Source organism: Streptomyces sp. PSU-S4-23 (genome assembly GCF_055632315.1).
In genome coordinates this window covers 6021007-6037911 of record NZ_JBVMUU010000002.1, presented here as the reverse complement: position 1 = coordinate 6037911, position 16905 = coordinate 6021007, and the positions used below count along the sequence as shown (strand labels likewise).

At 70.9% G+C, this 16905-nt stretch carries 18 protein-coding genes; 4 read left to right on the top strand and 14 right to left on the bottom strand.

Features of this window, described 5'->3' with window-relative positions:
* Positions 1–936: 936 nt before the first annotated feature.
* Positions 937–1524, top strand: a complete 588-nt coding sequence (locus ACZ79I_RS27630) for a cob(I)yrinic acid a,c-diamide adenosyltransferase (RefSeq protein ID WP_471500447.1) — start codon at positions 937–939, stop codon at positions 1522–1524.
* A gap of 5 nt (positions 1525–1529) precedes the next feature.
* Here the strand turns inward: ACZ79I_RS27630 and ACZ79I_RS27625 are convergent, their stop codons facing one another.
* From ACZ79I_RS27625 to ACZ79I_RS27605, 5 genes are all read right to left on the bottom strand, one after another.
* Positions 1530–1742, bottom strand: coding sequence for a hypothetical protein (locus tag ACZ79I_RS27625; protein WP_471500445.1), 213 nt, complete (start codon positions 1740–1742; stop codon positions 1530–1532).
* A complete protein-coding gene (locus ACZ79I_RS27620; protein ID WP_471500443.1) occupies positions 1742–2143 on the bottom strand; it encodes a hypothetical protein in 402 nt (133 codons plus the stop codon). The genes ACZ79I_RS27625 and ACZ79I_RS27620 overlap by 1 nt, the downstream gene beginning before the upstream one ends.
* 52 nt (positions 2144–2195) lie before the next feature.
* Entirely contained in the window at positions 2196–3662 is a 1467-nt protein-coding gene (locus ACZ79I_RS27615; protein WP_471500441.1) for a sensor histidine kinase, read from the bottom strand.
* 64 nt (positions 3663–3726) lie between these two features.
* Positions 3727–4425 carry a response regulator transcription factor gene (locus tag ACZ79I_RS27610; RefSeq protein WP_471500439.1) on the bottom strand — a complete coding sequence of 233 codons (699 nt, stop codon included), beginning with the start codon at positions 4423–4425 and terminating at the stop codon, positions 3727–3729.
* A gap of 18 nt (positions 4426–4443) precedes the next feature.
* Positions 4444–5016: a hypothetical protein gene (locus ACZ79I_RS27605; RefSeq protein WP_471500437.1), complete on the bottom strand. Its 573-nt coding sequence runs from the start codon at positions 5014–5016 to the stop codon at positions 4444–4446.
* Between the two features lie 155 nt (positions 5017–5171).
* On the opposite strand from ACZ79I_RS27605, the gene ACZ79I_RS27600 reads away from it, so the two are divergent.
* From ACZ79I_RS27600 to ACZ79I_RS27590, 3 genes are all read left to right on the top strand, one after another.
* A complete protein-coding gene (locus ACZ79I_RS27600) occupies positions 5172–6353 on the top strand; it encodes a sensor histidine kinase (protein ID WP_471500435.1) in 1182 nt (393 codons plus the stop codon).
* Positions 6350–6991 carry a response regulator gene (locus ACZ79I_RS27595; RefSeq protein ID WP_471500433.1) on the top strand — a complete coding sequence of 214 codons (642 nt, stop codon included), beginning with the start codon at positions 6350–6352 and terminating at the stop codon, positions 6989–6991. The genes ACZ79I_RS27600 and ACZ79I_RS27595 overlap by 4 nt, the downstream gene beginning before the upstream one ends.
* A 116-nt stretch (positions 6992–7107) precedes the next feature.
* On the top strand, positions 7108–8937 hold the full coding sequence (locus tag ACZ79I_RS27590) for a glycosyl hydrolase family 18 protein (protein ID WP_471500431.1): 1830 nt from the start codon (positions 7108–7110) through the stop codon (positions 8935–8937).
* 37 nt (positions 8938–8974) lie between these two features.
* On the opposite strand, the gene ACZ79I_RS27585 is transcribed toward ACZ79I_RS27590, so the two are convergent.
* The 9 genes from ACZ79I_RS27585 to atpB all read right to left on the bottom strand — a co-directional run bounded on the left by ACZ79I_RS27585 (position 8975) and on the right by atpB (position 16666).
* The gene (locus ACZ79I_RS27585; RefSeq protein WP_471500429.1) at positions 8975–9421 is read right to left on the bottom strand and encodes a DUF2550 domain-containing protein; all 447 of its coding nucleotides are present in this window, start codon (positions 9419–9421) and stop codon (positions 8975–8977) included.
* 159 nt (positions 9422–9580) lie between these two features.
* The gene (locus tag ACZ79I_RS27580; protein ID WP_471500427.1) at positions 9581–9955 is read right to left on the bottom strand and encodes a F0F1 ATP synthase subunit epsilon; all 375 of its coding nucleotides are present in this window, start codon (positions 9953–9955) and stop codon (positions 9581–9583) included.
* A gap of 131 nt (positions 9956–10086) precedes the next feature.
* Entirely contained in the window at positions 10087–11523 is a 1437-nt protein-coding gene (atpD, locus tag ACZ79I_RS27575) for a F0F1 ATP synthase subunit beta (RefSeq protein ID WP_471500425.1), read from the bottom strand.
* Entirely contained in the window at positions 11523–12440 is a 918-nt protein-coding gene (locus ACZ79I_RS27570; protein WP_471500423.1) for a F0F1 ATP synthase subunit gamma, read from the bottom strand. The genes atpD and ACZ79I_RS27570 overlap by 1 nt, the downstream gene beginning before the upstream one ends.
* 21 nt (positions 12441–12461) lie before the next feature.
* Complete coding sequence (gene atpA / locus ACZ79I_RS27565; RefSeq protein ID WP_471500421.1) at positions 12462–14054, bottom strand: F0F1 ATP synthase subunit alpha; 1593 nt, start codon at positions 14052–14054, stop codon at positions 12462–12464.
* Between the two features lie 115 nt (positions 14055–14169).
* Entirely contained in the window at positions 14170–14985 is an 816-nt protein-coding gene (locus ACZ79I_RS27560) for a F0F1 ATP synthase subunit delta (RefSeq protein WP_471500419.1), read from the bottom strand.
* Positions 14982–15539: a F0F1 ATP synthase subunit B gene (locus ACZ79I_RS27555; RefSeq protein ID WP_471500417.1), complete on the bottom strand. Its 558-nt coding sequence runs from the start codon at positions 15537–15539 to the stop codon at positions 14982–14984. Before ACZ79I_RS27555 ends, ACZ79I_RS27560 begins: the two co-directional genes overlap by 4 nt.
* Before the next feature lie 39 nt (positions 15540–15578).
* Positions 15579–15818 (bottom strand): ATP synthase subunit c family protein, encoded by a 240-nt coding sequence (locus ACZ79I_RS27550; protein ID WP_030928653.1) that lies wholly within the window; start codon positions 15816–15818, stop codon positions 15579–15581.
* A gap of 77 nt (positions 15819–15895) precedes the next feature.
* Complete coding sequence (gene atpB, locus ACZ79I_RS27545; protein ID WP_471505262.1) at positions 15896–16666, bottom strand: F0F1 ATP synthase subunit A; 771 nt, start codon at positions 16664–16666, stop codon at positions 15896–15898.
* Between the last annotated feature and the right edge of the window lie 239 nt (positions 16667–16905).

Here is a 16905-nt window from a genome sequence, read left to right as displayed (position 1 = left end):
CGTGAGGGTTGTTGTGACCGCTTAGTAACCCGTGTCACGTCTCACAACGTGAGATACGCGTCACGTCCCAGATGACGGACTTGGCGATCCTTCCTGCAGTTGAAGCCGCAGGGATTCCGACCTCAGCGGTCGGAGCGCTAATTCCTTGCGGGTTCACGCTGGTTGGCGTTTCACGGACCGGCTTGCACCGAGGTCTCCACGCCCTGTGACCCGCATGCCCGCGGGCCAGTGTGTTCTTCGCGCCTATACGCGGGGTTTACGGTGCGTACGGTGGTACCCGTGTGGCGTGCCCTGTTGCGGACGGCCAGTTCGAAGGAGTGCCAACCCTTGTCAAGGATGGCACGATTCAGTCCGGCCTTTTGGCGGATGTCGGTTCCGGGGGCGGCCATGGATCCTCTGGCGGTGGCCGTCATGTTTGCCGTGCTGAGATCTTCGAGGACCACGAGGGCATTGTCATCGAGGATCTGACGTGCCGTCTGAGCATGGAAGTGGGCCCTTCCGTTCCGGTCTCCACAATGAAGCTGATGTTCCAGTGCTTGCCGTCACGGGACACAGTGGCGGACTTCGCTGTGCCGTCGAGCGGGCGCGACCAGCGGAAAGTCATCCACCCGAGCTTCGGCACCCCGTGGGACGGCGCAACCGCCATCCATGGGTGCACGCTGTTCGAGCCCGATGTTCCCTACGGCCCGGCAGATGCTGCCGTACTCCTCCGCCGGCGCACTCTGCTCCGGCGTGAGCACGAGTCGGTACCTCCTGCCGATCAGCACGATTCCCCTTCCTCCCCGCTCACACCCCGCTGACGGCACCGCCCCGCTCCAGGACACGGGCGCGGAACAGGAACGCACGCTCGAAGTCGGTCGTGAGCAGGACAGAGCTGTCCGACGCTCTTCCGGCCCTGCCTCGGCGCCGCGGAGAAGACCGTCTAGATTTGGCCGTATGGTCAATCTGACGCGCATCTACACGCGGACCGGCGACAAGGGCACGACGCACCTCGGCGACATGAGCAGGGTGCCCAAGACGGACCTGCGCATCGCCGCGTACGCCGACGCCAACGAGGCGAACGCGGTGATCGGCACCGCGATCGCGCTGGGCGCGCTCGACGAGGAGGTCGTCACGGTCCTCACCCGCGTGCAGAACGACCTGTTCGACGTGGGCGCGGACCTGTCGACGCCGGTGGCCGAGGACCCGGCGCTCTTGAAAAACACAGTCCCGCCGCTGCGGGTGGAGCAGTTCTACGTCGACCGGCTGGAGGCGGACTGCGACCGCTTCCTCGCCGAACTGGAGAAGCTGCGCTCGTTCATCCTGCCCGGCGGCACGCCCGGCGCGGCCCTGCTGCACCAGGCGTGCACGGTCGTACGGCGCGCCGAGCGCTCCACCTGGGCCGCGCTGGACGCCCACGGCGAGGTGATGAACCCGCTGACCGCGACCTACCTCAACCGGCTGTCCGACCTGCTGTTCATCCTCGCCCGCTACGCGAACAAGGAGACCGGGGACGTCCTGTGGGTCCCCGGCGGAGAGCGCTGAGGCGTTCAGCGGTCGTCGTCCCGCGCGGCGTCCCGGTCCGCCGCGGCGAGCGCGGACTCCGCGGCGGCCACCTTCTTCTGCAGGTCCGCCGGCCCGGACGGCGTGGCGGACGGGGAGGCCGTGGCGGCCCCTCCGTGATCGCGCGCGCAGCCGGCGGTGAGTCCCACGAGGAGGGCCACCGCGGGCAGCGCCGCCCGCAGCCCGCGCAGCCTCCGCATCAGCTCCCCGCCTTCCCGCCCTCGTGGTCCGCACACCACGTCCTGACGCCGTCGAGGTCCTTCCGCCGCTGCTGAAGCGTCGTCACCAGCGACCTGCGGAAGTCGAGCCGGTCCTGGAGCAGCGTGGCGATCTGGTCATGACCCGCATCCTTCGCGTTGTCCACGCGCCGCTGCAGCCGGGCCACGGAGCCCCGCACGCCCGCTCCCCCGTCGAGCCGCTTCAGCGCCCGGTCGATCCGCCGGTCGATCTTCGGCACCCGCTTGCACAGCGCCTGCGCCCCGTCGCCCGTGGGCGCCGGGGCGGGTGAGCCGTCGGCCGCGGCCGCCCCGGTCCCGCCCGCCAGCAGCGCCGCCGCGGCCAGCCCCACGAGCAGGGTGCGCCCGCGTCGTCCGTCCACCATCTTCCGCCTCCGTTTCCCGGACGGCCCCGTCGTCCGTCCGACGCCGCGGAGGCTAGGGGCCGTCTTTGTGGGAACTCTGTGACCGGTTCGTCCCTGCCGTACCGATCAGCCAGTCGCGTCGCTCCGGCAGGTCCCCGCCGGCCCGCGGCAGCCGTACCGCGAAGCGCGCCCCGACGCCGCCGGGACCCCCGGCCACCGTGACGCTCCCCCGGTGCAGCGCCGCCTGCTGCGCGACCAGGGTCAGGCCGAGACCCGAGCCCGCGCTGTCCGGACCCCGCCGGAACCGTTCGAAGATCCTGCCGCGGTCGTCGGGCGGGACGCCCGGCCCCCGGTCGTCCACCGTGATCACGATCTCGGCGCCGGCCCCCTGCACACCGACCGCCACGATCGCCCGTCCCTCCGGGTCCCGCCCGTGGGCCAGCGCGTTGGCCAGCAGATTGTCCAGGAGCAGCCGCAGCCCCGGCTCCCAGCCGTGCGCGGTGAGCCCCGGCTCGGCGCGCAGGGTGATCCGGGCGTCCGGGGCGCGACGGCGGGCCTCGGCGACCGCCGCGTCCGCGGCCTCCGGGACGTCCACGGTGCGGAACGCCTCCGCCTCCACCAGATCGCCGCGCCCCAGTTCCCGCAGCATCACCAGCAGGCCGAGGAGGCGGGCGTGCTCGCGGCGCAGATCGGTGAGGACCTCGGTGCGGTCCGGTTCGGGCAGTCCGGGGTGGTCCGTGAGGATGTCGAGGTTGGTGCCCATGCTCATCAACGGGGTGCGCAGTTCGTGCGAGGCGGCGGCGGAGAAGGAGCGGGCCGTCTCAAGGGCCTGGGCGGTGCGGGCGGCCTGTTCGTCGTAGCGGGCGAGGACCGTCCGCAGGGTGGCCGCGAGATCGTCGACCTCGCTCACACCGGTCGGTTCGTGGTGCAGCCGGGCCGCGCTGGTGCGCGGGTCGAGGCCCGCGGCGCGGCGGCCGAGGCGGCGCAGCGGAACGGTGGCTCCGGTGGCGACGCCCCAGGCGAGCAGGCCGGACAGGGGTGCGGCGAGCAGCGCGGTCATCAGGACGCGGCGCCGTACGAGCCGGACCTGGGTGCGGTCGGCGGTGTCGGGCCGGAAGACCCACAGGGTGCCCGCGGCACGGGGACCCTGGATGGGCAGGGACAGGGCCCGCCAGCTGTGACCGGCGTCCCGGACGGTGACCGGCCGTCCGGTCCGTGCGGAGGGCAGCGCGAGCGAGGGGGCGGGCTGCGGCCCGCCCCGGAAGGTCTCCTGGGCCCCGACGACGCGCACACCGACGTCGAGCGCCGCGCTGTAGAGCCGCCGCTCCCTGGTGTCGGCCACCCGGGGCCGGTCGGCGGCCGCGGCGCGCAGCAGGGCGCGGGCGTCCGGGAGCACGGCGGCGGCCCGCCGGCGCAGGTGGTCGTCCTCCTCCTGGCGCAGGTCCCGCGCGACCAGGTGCACCAGCAGCCAGCCGGAGGCGAGGACGAGCAGCGGGACGGTGAGTCCCACGGCGAGTCCGATGCGTGTCGACAGTCTCATGGCCGCCTCACCGCCCACCGGGCCGCCGCCCCCGCCGGCAGCGTCCCCGTCACCGCCGCCCCCGTCACCGCTCCTCCCGCAGCACGAAACCCACCCCGCGCACGGTGTGCACGAGCCGCGTCCCGCCGTCCGCCTCCAGCTTGCGCCGCAGATAGCTGACGAAGGTGTCGACGGCGTCGGTGCGCACGTCGAAGTCGTAGCCCCACACCCGGTCGAGGAGCTGGTCGCGGGTGAGGACGAGTCCCGCGTTGCGGGCGAGCACCTCCAGGAGTTCGAACTCGCGCCGTGTGAGCTCCAGGCGCCGGCCCGCCCGGTGGGCGGTGCGGGCGGCCGGGTCGATCACCAGGTCCGCCACCCGCAGGGCGTCCCGGTCCGTGGGCGGCCGCCGGCGCAGCAGGGCGCGCAGCCGCAGCACCAGTTCCTGCAGGGCGAACGGTTTGACCAGGTAGTCGTCGCCGCCCGCCTGGAGCCCGGCGATGCGGTCGGCGGTCTCGTCGAGCGCGGAGAGCATGAGGACGGGAAGGTCCTGCCCGTGGTCGCGGAGCCGTGCGCACACCTCGATACCGCTCATGCCGGGCATCGACACATCGAGGACGAGCACGTCCGGCGGTGCCTCCCGGATCGCGGCCAGCGCCTCGGGACCGCTGTCGGCGGTACGGACCCGGAAGCCGCTGAGCCTCAGTCCGCGCTCCAGCGAACGGCGGATGGCCGCGTCGTCGTCCACAACGAGCACCGCACCAGGACACCCCGGCCGATCATCCATCCGCCCTCCCCGAGCCGCTCACCGCTCGGTCAGGGTACGGTCCTCCTCCGGACGGCGGGCAGCGGAGGCCGGGGCCTTCTTGGGCCACAGCAGGTAGCTCAGGGCGATCAGCCCGTGGATCGCGAGGACGCGCAGGGCGGTGTACTGCCACGCGCGCAGCGCGCCGGGCGCGCCGACGTACCAGATCGCGCCCTGCAGCAGCGCGCAGGCCACGGCGGTGGCCAGCAGCGTACGCAGCCACAGGCGGCCCTCGTGCCCGGCGCGCGCCAGGCCGTGGCGGGGCGGCCGGGCAGGGGGCGGGCCGCCGCCGAGGCGGTGGGCGGCGTGGCCGTCGAGCCGGCGGATCGTGTAGTGCCCGTAGCCGACGGTGAAGCCGATGTACACGGCGGCCAGGCCGTGCTCCCAGCTCGGATCGGCGCCGTTCCTCAGGTCGACGGCCGTCGCCACGAACAGCACCACCTCCAGCAACGGCTCGCACAGCAGCAGCGCCACGCCGGTGCGGCGCATCCGCAGCAGATAGCGGACGGCCAGGCCCGCGGCCAGCAGCACCCAGAAGCCGACCTCGCACGCGACGACCAACCCGACGATCACGCCTCGCTCCTCTCGTCCTCCGCCCTTCCAGCCTTGCGGCGGACCGGCACCGCCGCGTCGTCGGCGATGACGACGTCGCGCTGCATCCTTCGATGTACGCGCGAACCGTCCCTCAGCAGCACGCGACCGGCGCCGCCGCCGTGTTGGATGGGGTCATGGCCGTACGTCTCCCCCGACTGCACCGCGACGACGTGCTGATCGCCGCGAGCGGACTGCTCGGCGGGCTCCTGCTGTACGGCATCGGCCTCGGTTCCCGGCGGCCCGGCGACGCGCTCGTCGTGTGGCCCGAGCGCTGGGCGCTGCTGGTGCCGCTCGCCGTGACGGCCGGCTGCGAGCTGCTGCGCCGCACCCGGCCGAAGGCGGCCCTGCTGACCGGCACCGCCGCGCTGGCCGCCGACACGGTGACCCTCGGCAGCCTGGCCACCGTCGTGATGTTCACGGACCTCATGTACGCGGCCGTCCTGTACGGCACCCCCGCCTCCGCCCGGCGCCTGCCCTGGATCGCCGGACTGCTCACGGTCATCGGCGCGGTGGCGCCCCTGGCGATCTGGCGCGATCCCGACGCGCTGCTGATCGGTGTGGGGGTCGGGGTGGTGGCGCTCGCGCCCGCCGCCACCGGGTGGGTCGTCCGCGACCACCGCGACGCGGCCGAGGCCGCCCGGCTGCGCGCCGAGCAGACCGCCCTGCTCGCCGAGATGGACCGCGTCCAGGCCGTCACCGCCGAACGGGCCCGTGTGGCAAGGGAGCTGCACGACATGGTCGCGGGCCATCTGTCCGCGATCGCCGTCCAGTCCACGGCCGCGCTGTCCCTCGACGACCCGGGGACCTCCCGGGAGGTCCTCACCGTCATCCGGGAGAACAGCGTGGCGGGGCTCGCCGAGATGCGGCGGCTGATCGGGATCCTGCGGGACGGCGGCGCCGGGCACGAGCCCGCCGCGACCCCGACCCTCGACGGTCTCGGAGCGCTGGTGGACGGCGCCCGCGCGGGCGGGCTCGACGTCACGCTCGGCGCGGAGTACGGGAGGGTTCCCGCGCCGGTGGAGCTGGCCGCGTACCGGATCGTGCAGGAATCCCTGACCAACGCGCTCAAGCATGCCTGCCCCGGCCGGGTCACGGTGGCGCTCACCGAGCGCGACGGAGCCCTGGAGGTGCGGGTGACCAGCCCGTACGGCGACCGGGACAGACCGCGTGCGCCCGGCTCCGGCGCGGGTCTGGTGGGCATGCGGGAGCGGGCCGCCCTGCTCGGCGGTACGTTCGAGGCCGGGCCGGACGGGGCGTCGTGGACCGTGCGTGCCGTGCTTCCCCTCTCCGGCTCCCCGCACGGGGGGACCGCGTGATCCGCGTGCTCGTCGCCGAGGACCAGTCGGCCGTCCGCGCGGGGCTGGTGCTCATCCTGCGCAGCGCGGACGGCATCGAGGTGGTCGGGGAGGCCGCGGACGGGGAGCAGGCGGTGGCGCTCGCCAGGGAGCTGCGTCCCGACCTCGTCCTGATGGACGTGCAGATGCCGTGCCTGGACGGTGTGTCGGCCACCCGGCAGGTCGTCGGCGAGCGGCTCGCCGACGTGCTGGTGCTGACCACGTTCGACCTCGACGCGTATGTGTTCGGGGCGCTGCGGGCGGGCGCGTCCGGTTTCCTGCTGAAGGACACGGAGGCGAAGGACCTCATCGCGGCGGTGCGGACGGTGGCGCGCGGCGAGGGGCTGATCGCGCCGGCCGTGACCCGGCGGCTGATCGCGGAGTTCGCCGCCCGGCCCGTGCGGCGGCCGGCGGCCGACCCGTCGGTGCTGGACGCGCTCACCCGGCGCGAGCGCGAGGTGCTGTCCTGTCTCGGCGAGGGGCTCTCCAACGCCGAGATCGCCACCCGCCTGGCCATGGCGGAGGCCACGGTGAAGACGCATGTCAGCCGTCTCCTGGGCAAGCTGGAGCTGCGCAGCAGGGTCCAAGCGGCGGTACTGGCCCAGGAGTTGGGGATCTAGTCGGCGGCCGCACCGATGCACGGACCACTGGTCCAGACCTCTTGACCCTTGGTCCAGACCTTTCTATTCTCGCCGCACTGCGCTCAGTCATGCCCCCGACAATCGAGGAGGCGCAGATGCGCTTCAGACACCGCGCCGCGGCAGGGATCGCGACCCTGTTGCTGCCACTGGCCGGCCTGGTCGGCCTCGCGGACCCCGCCCACGCCGCGACATCGGCCACCGCCACGTACGCCAAGACCCAGGACTGGGGAACCGGCTTCGAGGGCAAGTGGACGGTCACCAACTCCGGTACCACCACCATCAGTTCCTGGACCATCGAGTGGGACTTCCCCTCGGGGACGTCCGTCACCTCGGCGTGGGACGCGGACGTGACGAACTCCGGCACCCACTGGACGGCCAGGAACAAGTCCTACAACGGCACCCTCGCCCCCGGCGCCTCCGTCTCCTTCGGCTTCAACGGCGCCGGCTCCGGCTCCCCCTCCAACTGCACACTGAACGGGGCCGGCTGCGACGGCGGCAGCCCCGTCCCCGGAGACAACCCGCCCTCCGCGCCGGGCACCCCGACGGCCTCCGGCATCACGGACACCTCGGTGCAGCTGTCCTGGCCGGCGGCCACCGACGACAAGGGGGTCAAGAACTACGACGTCCTGCGCGACGGCGCCAAGGTCGCCACGGTGACCACGACGTCGTACGCGGACACCGGCCTGAGCGCCGGCACCGACTACTCGTACACCGTCCAGGCCCGTGACACCGCCGACCAGACCGGCCCGGTCAGCGGCTCCGTCGCCGTGCACACCACGGGCGGCACCACGAACCCGCCCCCGGCCTCCGGCTCCGCCGTCAAGCTCGGCTACTTCACCGAGTGGGGCATCTACGGCCGCAACTACAACGTCAAGAACCTGGTGACGTCGGGTTCCGCGTCGAAGATCACGCACATCAACTACGCCTTCGGCAACGTCACCGGCGGCAAGTGCGCGATCGGCGACTCCTACGCCGACTACGACAAGGCGTTCACCGCCGACCAGTCCGTCAGCGGCGTCGCCGACACCTGGGACCAGCCGCTGCGGGGCAACTTCAACCAGCTGCGCCAGCTCAAGGCGAAGTACCCGGACATCAAGGTGCTGTGGTCCTTCGGCGGCTGGACCTGGTCCGGGGGCTTCGGGGACGCGGCCAAGAACCCGGCGGCCTTCGCGCAGTCCTGCTACGACCTGGTCGAGGACCCGCGCTGGGCCGACGTCTTCGACGGCATCGACATCGACTGGGAGTACCCGAACGCGTGCGGCCTGTCCTGCGACACCAGCGGGGCCGCGGCCTTCAAGAACGTGATGGCCGCCCTGCGCGCCAGGTTCGGCTCCTCCGCCCTGGTCACCGCGGCCGTCACCGCCGACGGCTCGGCCGGCGGCAAGATCGAGGCCGCCGACTACGCGGGCGCGGCGCAGTACGTCAACTGGTACAACGTGATGACGTACGACTTCTTCGGTGCCTGGGACGCGCAGGGCCCCACCGCCCCGCACTCCCCCCTCACCTCCTACAGCGGCATCCCGAAGGCCGGCTTCACCACGGCCGACGCGATAGCCAAGTACAAGGCGATCGGAGTGCCCGCCGGCAAGCTGCTGGTCGGCATCGGCTTCTACGGCCGCGGCTGGACCGGCGTCACCCAGGACGCCCCGGGCGGCACGGCCACGGGCCCGGCGGCCGGCACCTATGAGCAGGGCATCGAGGACTACAAGGTCCTCAAGACGTCCTGCCCGGCCACCGGCACCGTCGCCGGCACCGCGTACGCGCACTGCGGCAGCAACTGGTGGTCCTACGACACCCCGGCCACCATCGGCACCAAGATGGCCTGGGCCAAGAACCAGGGCCTGGGCGGTGCCTTCTTCTGGGAGTTCAGCGGTGACACCGCGGGCGGCGAGCTGGTGAGTGCCCTGAGCAACGGCCTGTCGTAACCCGGCGGCCCCCGGCGAGGCGGGTGGAGGTGAGCCGTCAGGCCACGTTCACCCGCTGACCGGGCGGGGCCGCTTCCAGCCATGCGAGGAACCCGGTCAGCGCGTCCTCGCTCATCGCCAGTTCCAGGCGCGTACCGCGGTGATGGCAGGCGAGGATCACCGCGTCGGAGAGCAGCGCCAGTTCCTCCTCGCCCTCGGGATTGCGCCGGCCGGCCACCTCGATGGACGAACGCTCCAGCACACGGCGCGGGCGCGGGGCGTAGGAGAAGACCCGGAACCATTCGACGCGGTCGCCGCTGTAGCGGGCGACGCCATAGCCCCAGCCCTTGCCGCTGGTGTCGCGCTGCTCCGGGACGTTCCACCGGAGACTGCAGTCGAAGGTGCCGCCGGAGCGCTGGATGAGCCGGCGCCTGAGGCCGAAGACGAAGAGCCCCGCCGCCGCGAGTACCACGACCAATCCGCACACAGTCAGAGCGAGGACCATCGGCACCGACCTCCTCGTCTCCTAGGTAACGGAAAGGAAAAAACACCCGCATTCACCTCAGCCGCGGCCGGCACCGGATTGCTCCGGGCCGGCCGCGGCTGAGTCACATCATCACAGGGCGCTCCCCCGCGCCCTGCCGGCACGGGAGGTGCCCCCAAGTCAGCGCGCCGCCACCGCACGCAGTCGGACGTCCGCGCGGCGCTCGGCCAAGGCGTCGGCCTCAGCCCTGGCGCGCTCGAGCGCCCGCTCCGCACGCTGGACGTCGATCTCGTCCGACAGCTCGGCGATCTCGGCCAGCAGCGACAGCTTGTTGTCCGCGAACGAGATGAAACCGCCGTGCACCGCGGCGACGACCGTTCCACCATCACTCGTACGGATGGTCACCGGGCCCGACTCCAGCACACCGAGCAGCGGCTGGTGACCGGGCATGACGCCGATGTCGCCGGACGTGGTGCGCGCGACGACCAGGGTGGCCTCGCCGGACCAGACCTGACGGTCGGCGGCGACCATCTCGACATGCAGCTCAGCAGCCAAGGGTGGCTCCTCGGGTCACCACCCGGCGGAAGGGCCGGGTGTTGGGATCAATTCTAGTAGCCGTGCGGAGGGGGACGGGACGCGGCCCACGTTCGGGCGCGGTCTCGTCCCCCTCCACCACGAGCACGGGGTCAGGAGACCCCCAGCTCCTTCGCCTTGTTCTTCAGGTCCTCGAGACCACCGCACATGAAGAACGCCTGCTCCGGGAAGTGGTCGTACTCGCCGTCGCAGATCGCGTTGAACGCGGCGATCGACTCGTCCAGCGGCACGTCCGAACCGTCCACACCGGTGAACTGCTTGGCGGCGTGGGTGTTCTGGGACAGGAAGCGCTCCACGCGACGGGCGCGGTGGACGACGAGCTTGTCCTCCTCGCCGAGTTCGTCGATACCGAGGATCGCGATGATGTCCTGGAGGTCCTTGTACTTCTGCAGGATCGTCTTGACGCGCATGGCGGCCTCGTAGTGGTCCCCCGAGATGTAACGCGGGTCCAGGATCCGGGACGTGGAGTCCAGCGGGTCCACGGCCGGGTAGATGCCCTTCTCGGAGATCGGACGGGAGAGCACCGTCGTCGCGTCGAGGTGGGCGAAGGTGGTGGCCGGCGCCGGGTCGGTCAGGTCGTCCGCGGGAACGTAGATCGCCTGCATCGAGGTGATCGAGTGACCACGCGTCGAGGTGATGCGCTCCTGCAGCTGGCCCATCTCGTCAGCCAGGTTCGGCTGGTAGCCCACCGCGGACGGCATACGGCCGAGCAGGGTGGACACCTCGGAACCGGCCTGGGTGAAGCGGAAGATGTTGTCGATGAAGAACAGCACGTCCTGCTTCTGCACATCGCGGAAGTACTCCGCCATGGTCAGACCCGCCAGGGCGACGCGCAGACGGGTGCCCGGGGGCTCGTCCATCTGGCCGAAGACCAGCGCGGTCTTGTCGAGGACGCCGGACTCCTCCATCTCCGCGATGAGGTCGTTGCCCTCACGGGTGCGCTCGCCGACGCCCGCGAAGACGGACACGCCCTCGTGGAGGTTGGCGACACGCATGATCATTTCCTGGATCAGCACGGTCTTGCCCACACCGGCGCCACCGAACAGACCGATCTTGCCGCCCTTGACGTACGGGGTGAGGAGGTCGACGACCTTCAGGCCCGTCTCGAACATCTCGGTCTTGGACTCGAGCTGGTCGAAGTTCGGCGCCTTGCGGTGGATCGGCCAGCGCTCGCCGTCGTACGACTCGTCGACGTTCAGCACCTCACCGAGGGTGTTGAACACCTTGCCCTTGGTGAAGTCGCCGACCGGGACGGAGATGGAGGCGCCGGTGTCGGTCACCGGGGCCTGGCGGACCAGACCGTCGGTCGGCTGCATGGAGATGGCGCGGACCAGGCCCTCGCCCAGGTGCTGGGCGACCTCCAGGGTCAGCGTCTTCTTCTCGCCCGCCTTCGCCGGGTCGGCGACCTCGACGTGCAGGGCGTTATAGATCTCGGGCATCGCGTCGACGGGGAACTCCACGTCGACGACCGGGCCGATGACCCGGGCGACGCGGCCCGTAGCCGTCGCGGTCTCAACAGTGGTGGTCATTAGTAGTCACTCCCCGCGGTCGCGTCGGCCAGGGCGCTCGCGCCACCGACGATCTCGCTGATTTCCTGGGTGATTTCGGCCTGGCGGGCCTGGTTGGCAAGCCGGGTGAGCGTCTCGATGAGCTCACCGGCGTTGTCGGTGGCCGACTTCATCGCACGGCGCGTGGCGGCATGCTTCGAAGCGGCCGACTGGAGCAGCGCGTTGTAGACGCGGCTTTCCACATAGCGCGGCAGCAGGGCGTCCAGGACGTCCTCCGCCGACGGCTCGAACTCGTACAGCGGCAGGATCTCGCCCTTGACGGGAGCGTCCTTCGCCACCTCGTCGAGGCTGAGCGGCAGCAGGCGGGCGTCGACCGCCGTCTGCGTCAGCATCGAGACGAACTCGGTGTAGACGATGTGGAGCTCGTCCACGCCGCCGGCCGCCGTCTCCTTCTCGATGGCCTCGATCAGCGGAGCCGCGACCTTCTTGGCGTCCGCGTACGAGGGCTCGTCGGTGAAGCCCGTCCACGACTCCGCGATCTTGCGCTCACGGAAGTTGTAGTGGGCGACGCCGCGCCGGCCGACGATGTACGTGTCGACCTGCTTGCCCTCCCGCTCCAGCCGCGCCGTCAGCTGCTCCGCCGCCTTGATCGCGTTGGAGTTGAAGGCGCCGGCCAGACCGCGGTCGCTGGTCAGGAGCAGCACCGCGGACCGGGTGACCGTCTCGGCCTGGGTGGTCAGCGGGTGCTTGGTGTTCGAACCGGTGCCGACCGCCGCGACCGCCCGGGTGAGCTCGGTCGCGTACGGCGTGGAGGCCGCCACCCTGCGGTGCGCCTTGACGACGCGCGAGGCGGCGATCATCTCCATCGCCTTCGTGATCTTCTTGGTCGCGGTGACGGATCGGATGCGACGCTTGTAGACCCGGAGCTGGGCTCCCATGAGTCAGGTCCCTTCCTTACGTCACTTGGCGGCAGCGGCCGGAGTGTCCTCGCCGAGCAGCTTGCCGTCCGAGGTCTCGAACTGCTTCTTGAAGGCCGCCACGGCGTCGTCGATCGCCTGGATCGTGTCGTCCGACATCTTGCCGCCCTCCTTGATGGAGGTCATGAGGCCCTGCTCCTGGCGGTGCAGGTACTCAAGCAGCTCCTTCTCGAAGCGGCGGATGTCGGCGACCGGGACGTCGTCCATGCGGCCGTTGGTGCCGGCCCAGATGGAGACGACCTGGTCCTCGGTGGCCATCGGCTGGTACTGCGGCTGCTTCAGCAGCTCGACCATGCGCTGGCCGCGCTCCAGCTGCGCCTTCGACGCGGCGTCCAGGTCGGAACCGAAGGCGGCGAACGCCTCCAGCTCGCGGAACTGGGCCAGGTCGACGCGCAGCCGGCCGGAGACCTGGCGCATCGCCTTGTGCTGGGCGGAGCCACCGACGCGGGAGACCGAGATACCGACGTTCAGGGCCGGACGCTGACCGGCGTTGAACAGGTCGGACTCCAGGAAGCACTGGCCGTCGGTGATGGAGATGACGTTGGTCGGGATGAACGCCGAGACGTCGTTGGCCTTCGTCTCGACGATCGGCAGACCGGTCATCGACCCGGCACCCATGTCGTCGGAGAGCTTGGCGCAGCGCTCCAGCATGCGGGAGTGCAGGTAGAAGACGTCACCCGGGTAGGCCTCGCGGCCCGGCGGGCGGCGCAGCAGCAGGGACACGGCGCGGTAGGCGTCGGCCTGCTTCGAGAGGTCGTCGAAGACGATCAGGACGTGCTTGCCCTGGTACATCCAGTGCTGGCCGATGGCCGAGCCGGTGTACGGCGCCAGGAACTTGAAGCCGGCCGGGTCGGACGCCGGGGCGGCGACGATCGTCGTGTACTCGAGCGCGCCGGCCTCCTCCAGGGCGCCGCGCACGGACGCGATGGTGGAGCCCTTCTGGCCGATGGCGACGTAGATGCAGCGGACCTGCTTGTTCGGGTCGCCGGTGCGCCAGTTGTCGCGCTGGTTGATGATCGTGTCGACGGCCAGCGCGGTCTTGCCGGTCTGGCGGTCACCGATGATCAGCTGACGCTGACCACGGCCGATCGGGGTCATCGCGTCGACGGCCTTGTAGCCCGTCTCCATCGGCTCGTGCACCGACTTGCGCTGCATGACCGTGGGGGCCTGCAGCTCGAGGGCGCGGCGCGCCTCGGTCTCGATCTCGCCGAGGCCGTCGATCGGGTTGCCGAGCGGGTCGACGACGCGGCCGAGGTAGCCCTCGCCGACGGCCACGGAGAGCACCTCACCGGTGCGCTGCACCGGCTGGCCCTCCTCGATGCCGCTGAACTCACCGAGGACGATGGCACCGATCTCACGCTCCTCGAGGTTGAGGGCGAGGCCGAGGGTGCCGTCCTCGAACTTCAGCAGTTCGTTGGCCATGGCCGAGGGAAGACCCTCGACCTTCGCGATGCCGTCGCCGGCAAGGGTGACCGTACCGACCTCCTCGCGCGAGGCCGCGTCCGGCTTGTACGACTGGACGAAGTTCTCCAGCGCGTCCCGGATCTCCTCCGGCCGGATCGTGAGCTCCGCCATCTGGGTTCCCTGCTCTCCTTGTTGGGCCCGAAGTTTCTGTGGGGGTCTGGGGGCGACCCCCAGGAATCCTCTGCACGGCCCAACGCGGGCCGTAGTACTGCGTATGGAGTTGCTGCTAGCTCGCCATGCGGCGGCCGGCGTCCTCGAGTCGGTCCGCGATCGAACCGTTGATGACCTCGTCACCGACCTGCACCCTGATCCCGCCGAGGACCTCGGGGTCCACGTCGAGGTTCAGATGCATCTGGCGGCCGTAGAGCCGGGCCAGTGCGGCGCCGAGGCGCTGCCTCTGCCCCTCGCTCAGCGGTACCGCCGAGGTGACGACGGCGACCATGCGGTCACGGCGCGCGGCGGCGAGCCTGGACAGGGACTCGATTCCCGCTTCCAGGCTACGTCCACGCGGCGCGGTCACAAGGCGCGTCACCAGACGCTCGGTCGCGACGGCGGCCCGGCCGCCGAGCAGCCGGTGCAGCAGCTCGACCTTGGCCGAGGCGCTCGCCGCGCGGTCGGTCAGCGCGGCACGCAGCTCGGTGCTGGAGGAGACGATCCGGCCGAACCGGAACAGCTCGTCCTCGACGTCGTCGAGCGTGCCGGCCTTCTCGGCGGCGGTGAGGTCGGCGAGGTTCGCCAGCTCCTCCAGCGCGTCCACCAGGTCGCGGGGCTGCGACCAGCGGGAGCGCACCATGCCGGCCAGCAGGTCCACGACCGGTTCGCCGACCTGGCCGCCGAGCAGCCGCCGGGCCAGTTGGGCCTTGGCCTCGCCGTGCTGCGCCGGGTCGGTGAGGACCCGGCGCAGGCCGGCCTCGCGGTCGAGCAGCGCGGTGACGGCGGCCAGCTCGTCGGCGAGCTGCGTCGCGTCCACGGACGTGGCGTCCGTCAGCGCGTCGAGACGCTCCCGTGCGGCGGCCAGGGCCTCGCGGCTCGCTCCGTTCATCGCGCCGCCTCGGCCTTCGAAGCGGCCTCGTCGAGCCCGTCGAGGAAGCGGTCGATGACGCGGCTCTGCCGGGCGTGGTCCTCGAGGGACTCGCCGACGAGCTTGCCGGCCAGCTCGGTGGCGAGCGCGCCGACGTCCTGCCGCAGGGCCTGTGCCGCGGCCTTGCGGTCGGCCTCGATCTGCGCGTGGCCGGCGGCGATGATCTCCTCGCGCTGCCGCTGACCCTCCGCGCGCATCTCGGCGATCAGCACGGCACCCTGCTCCTGCGCCTCCTGGCGCAGACGCGCGGCCTCGTGCCGGGCCTCGGCGAGCTGGGCCTTGTACTGCTCCAGGACGCTCTGGGCCTCGACCTTCATGGCCTCGGCCTCTTCGATACCGCCTTCGATCGCCGCGCGACGCTCTTCCAGAACCTTGTTGATGTTCGGAAGCAGCTTCTTCCAGAAGAAGAAGAACACGATGGCGAAGGCGATGGTGCCGACGAGCAGCTCCGGACCGGCCGGGAGCAGCGGGTTCTGCTTCTCCTCGGCCGCCAGCTGTACCAGGTTGGCGATCACATCAGTGCCTTTCGTCGATACGTGCCGGTCAGGGGTGGATTACTGACCGAACACGAACGGCATGACGATGCCGATGAGGGCGAGCGCCTCGCAGAAGGCGAAGCCGAGGATCTGGTTGGCACGGATCAGACCGGCGGCCTCGGGCTGACGGGCCAGGGCCTGGGTGCCGTTGCCGAAGATGATGCCGACGCCGACGCCGGGACCGATGGCAGCGAGACCGTAGCCGATGGAACCGAGGGAGCCGGAGACGCCAGCGGCGAGTTCGAGGGTCGCGGACATGCCGTTACTTCCTTCTCTTTTACGGACCGGTGGGGGTTGGCCACCGGACGACCAGGGGTTGGGGTGCGGTTCGGGGGTCAGTGGTGCTCGGCGAGAGCGCCCTGAAGGTACGAGCAGGCGAGGAGCACGAAGACGTACGCCTGGACGGCCTGCACGAAGAGCTCGAAGAGGATCATGGCCATGGTCATCACGAACGAGACGCCCGCGGCCGGGATCATGTAGCTGTTCAGCAGGTACCAGGAGGCGACGGTGAACATCACCAGCATCAGGTGACCGGCGAACATGTTGGCGAAGAGTCGCACGGCGTGCGTGAACGGGCGGACGAACAGGTTCGAGAAGAACTCGATGACCATGACGAGCGGCAGCACCGCGCCGAGCGACTTGTCGTAGCCCGTGATGTTCTTGAAGAAGCCGACGAAGCCGTGGCGCTTGAAGGTCAGCGAGACCCACATGAGCCAGACGATCGCGGCGAGGACCATCGGGAAGGCGATGACCGACGAGACCGGGAACTGGGCCAGCGGGATCACGGACCAGATGTTCATGATCCAGATGAAGAAGAACAGCGAGACCATGAAGGGGACGTACTTCTCGCCCTCGCGCTTGCCGAGCGTCTCGTAGACGATCCCCCGGCGCACGAAGTCGTAGCCCGCCTCGGCCACCATCTGGAGCTTGCCCGGGATCACCTTCGCGTTGCCGAAGGCGGCCCAGAAGAAGCTGACCACGAGTCCGGTGGTGACGAGTGCGAGCAGCATCGCCTTGTTGAACTCGTAGCCGCTCACGGTGAACAGGGGCTCGAAGAGGAAGGAGTGCAGGCCCGGGGCCGGGAATCCACAACCGTTGTCGGACAGGATGCGGCAGCTCCAGTCAAAGGCGAGCTGGGTCTGGTCAGCACTCACCGCGGGCTCCTTCGGCGTGACGCATGGGTTCGGCAACCTCGTTGTGTCGGCGCGGCGCGCAGCCGCGGTTCGGCACCGGACTGGTGTTACGGATGTGGGGGCGGCTCTCGGGCATCACGCCTCGCGATTGAGCGGGCGTCAGCTCAGATGCCCTCGCCCGCGATGCCGCAGTTGGCACCGGACGATAGCAG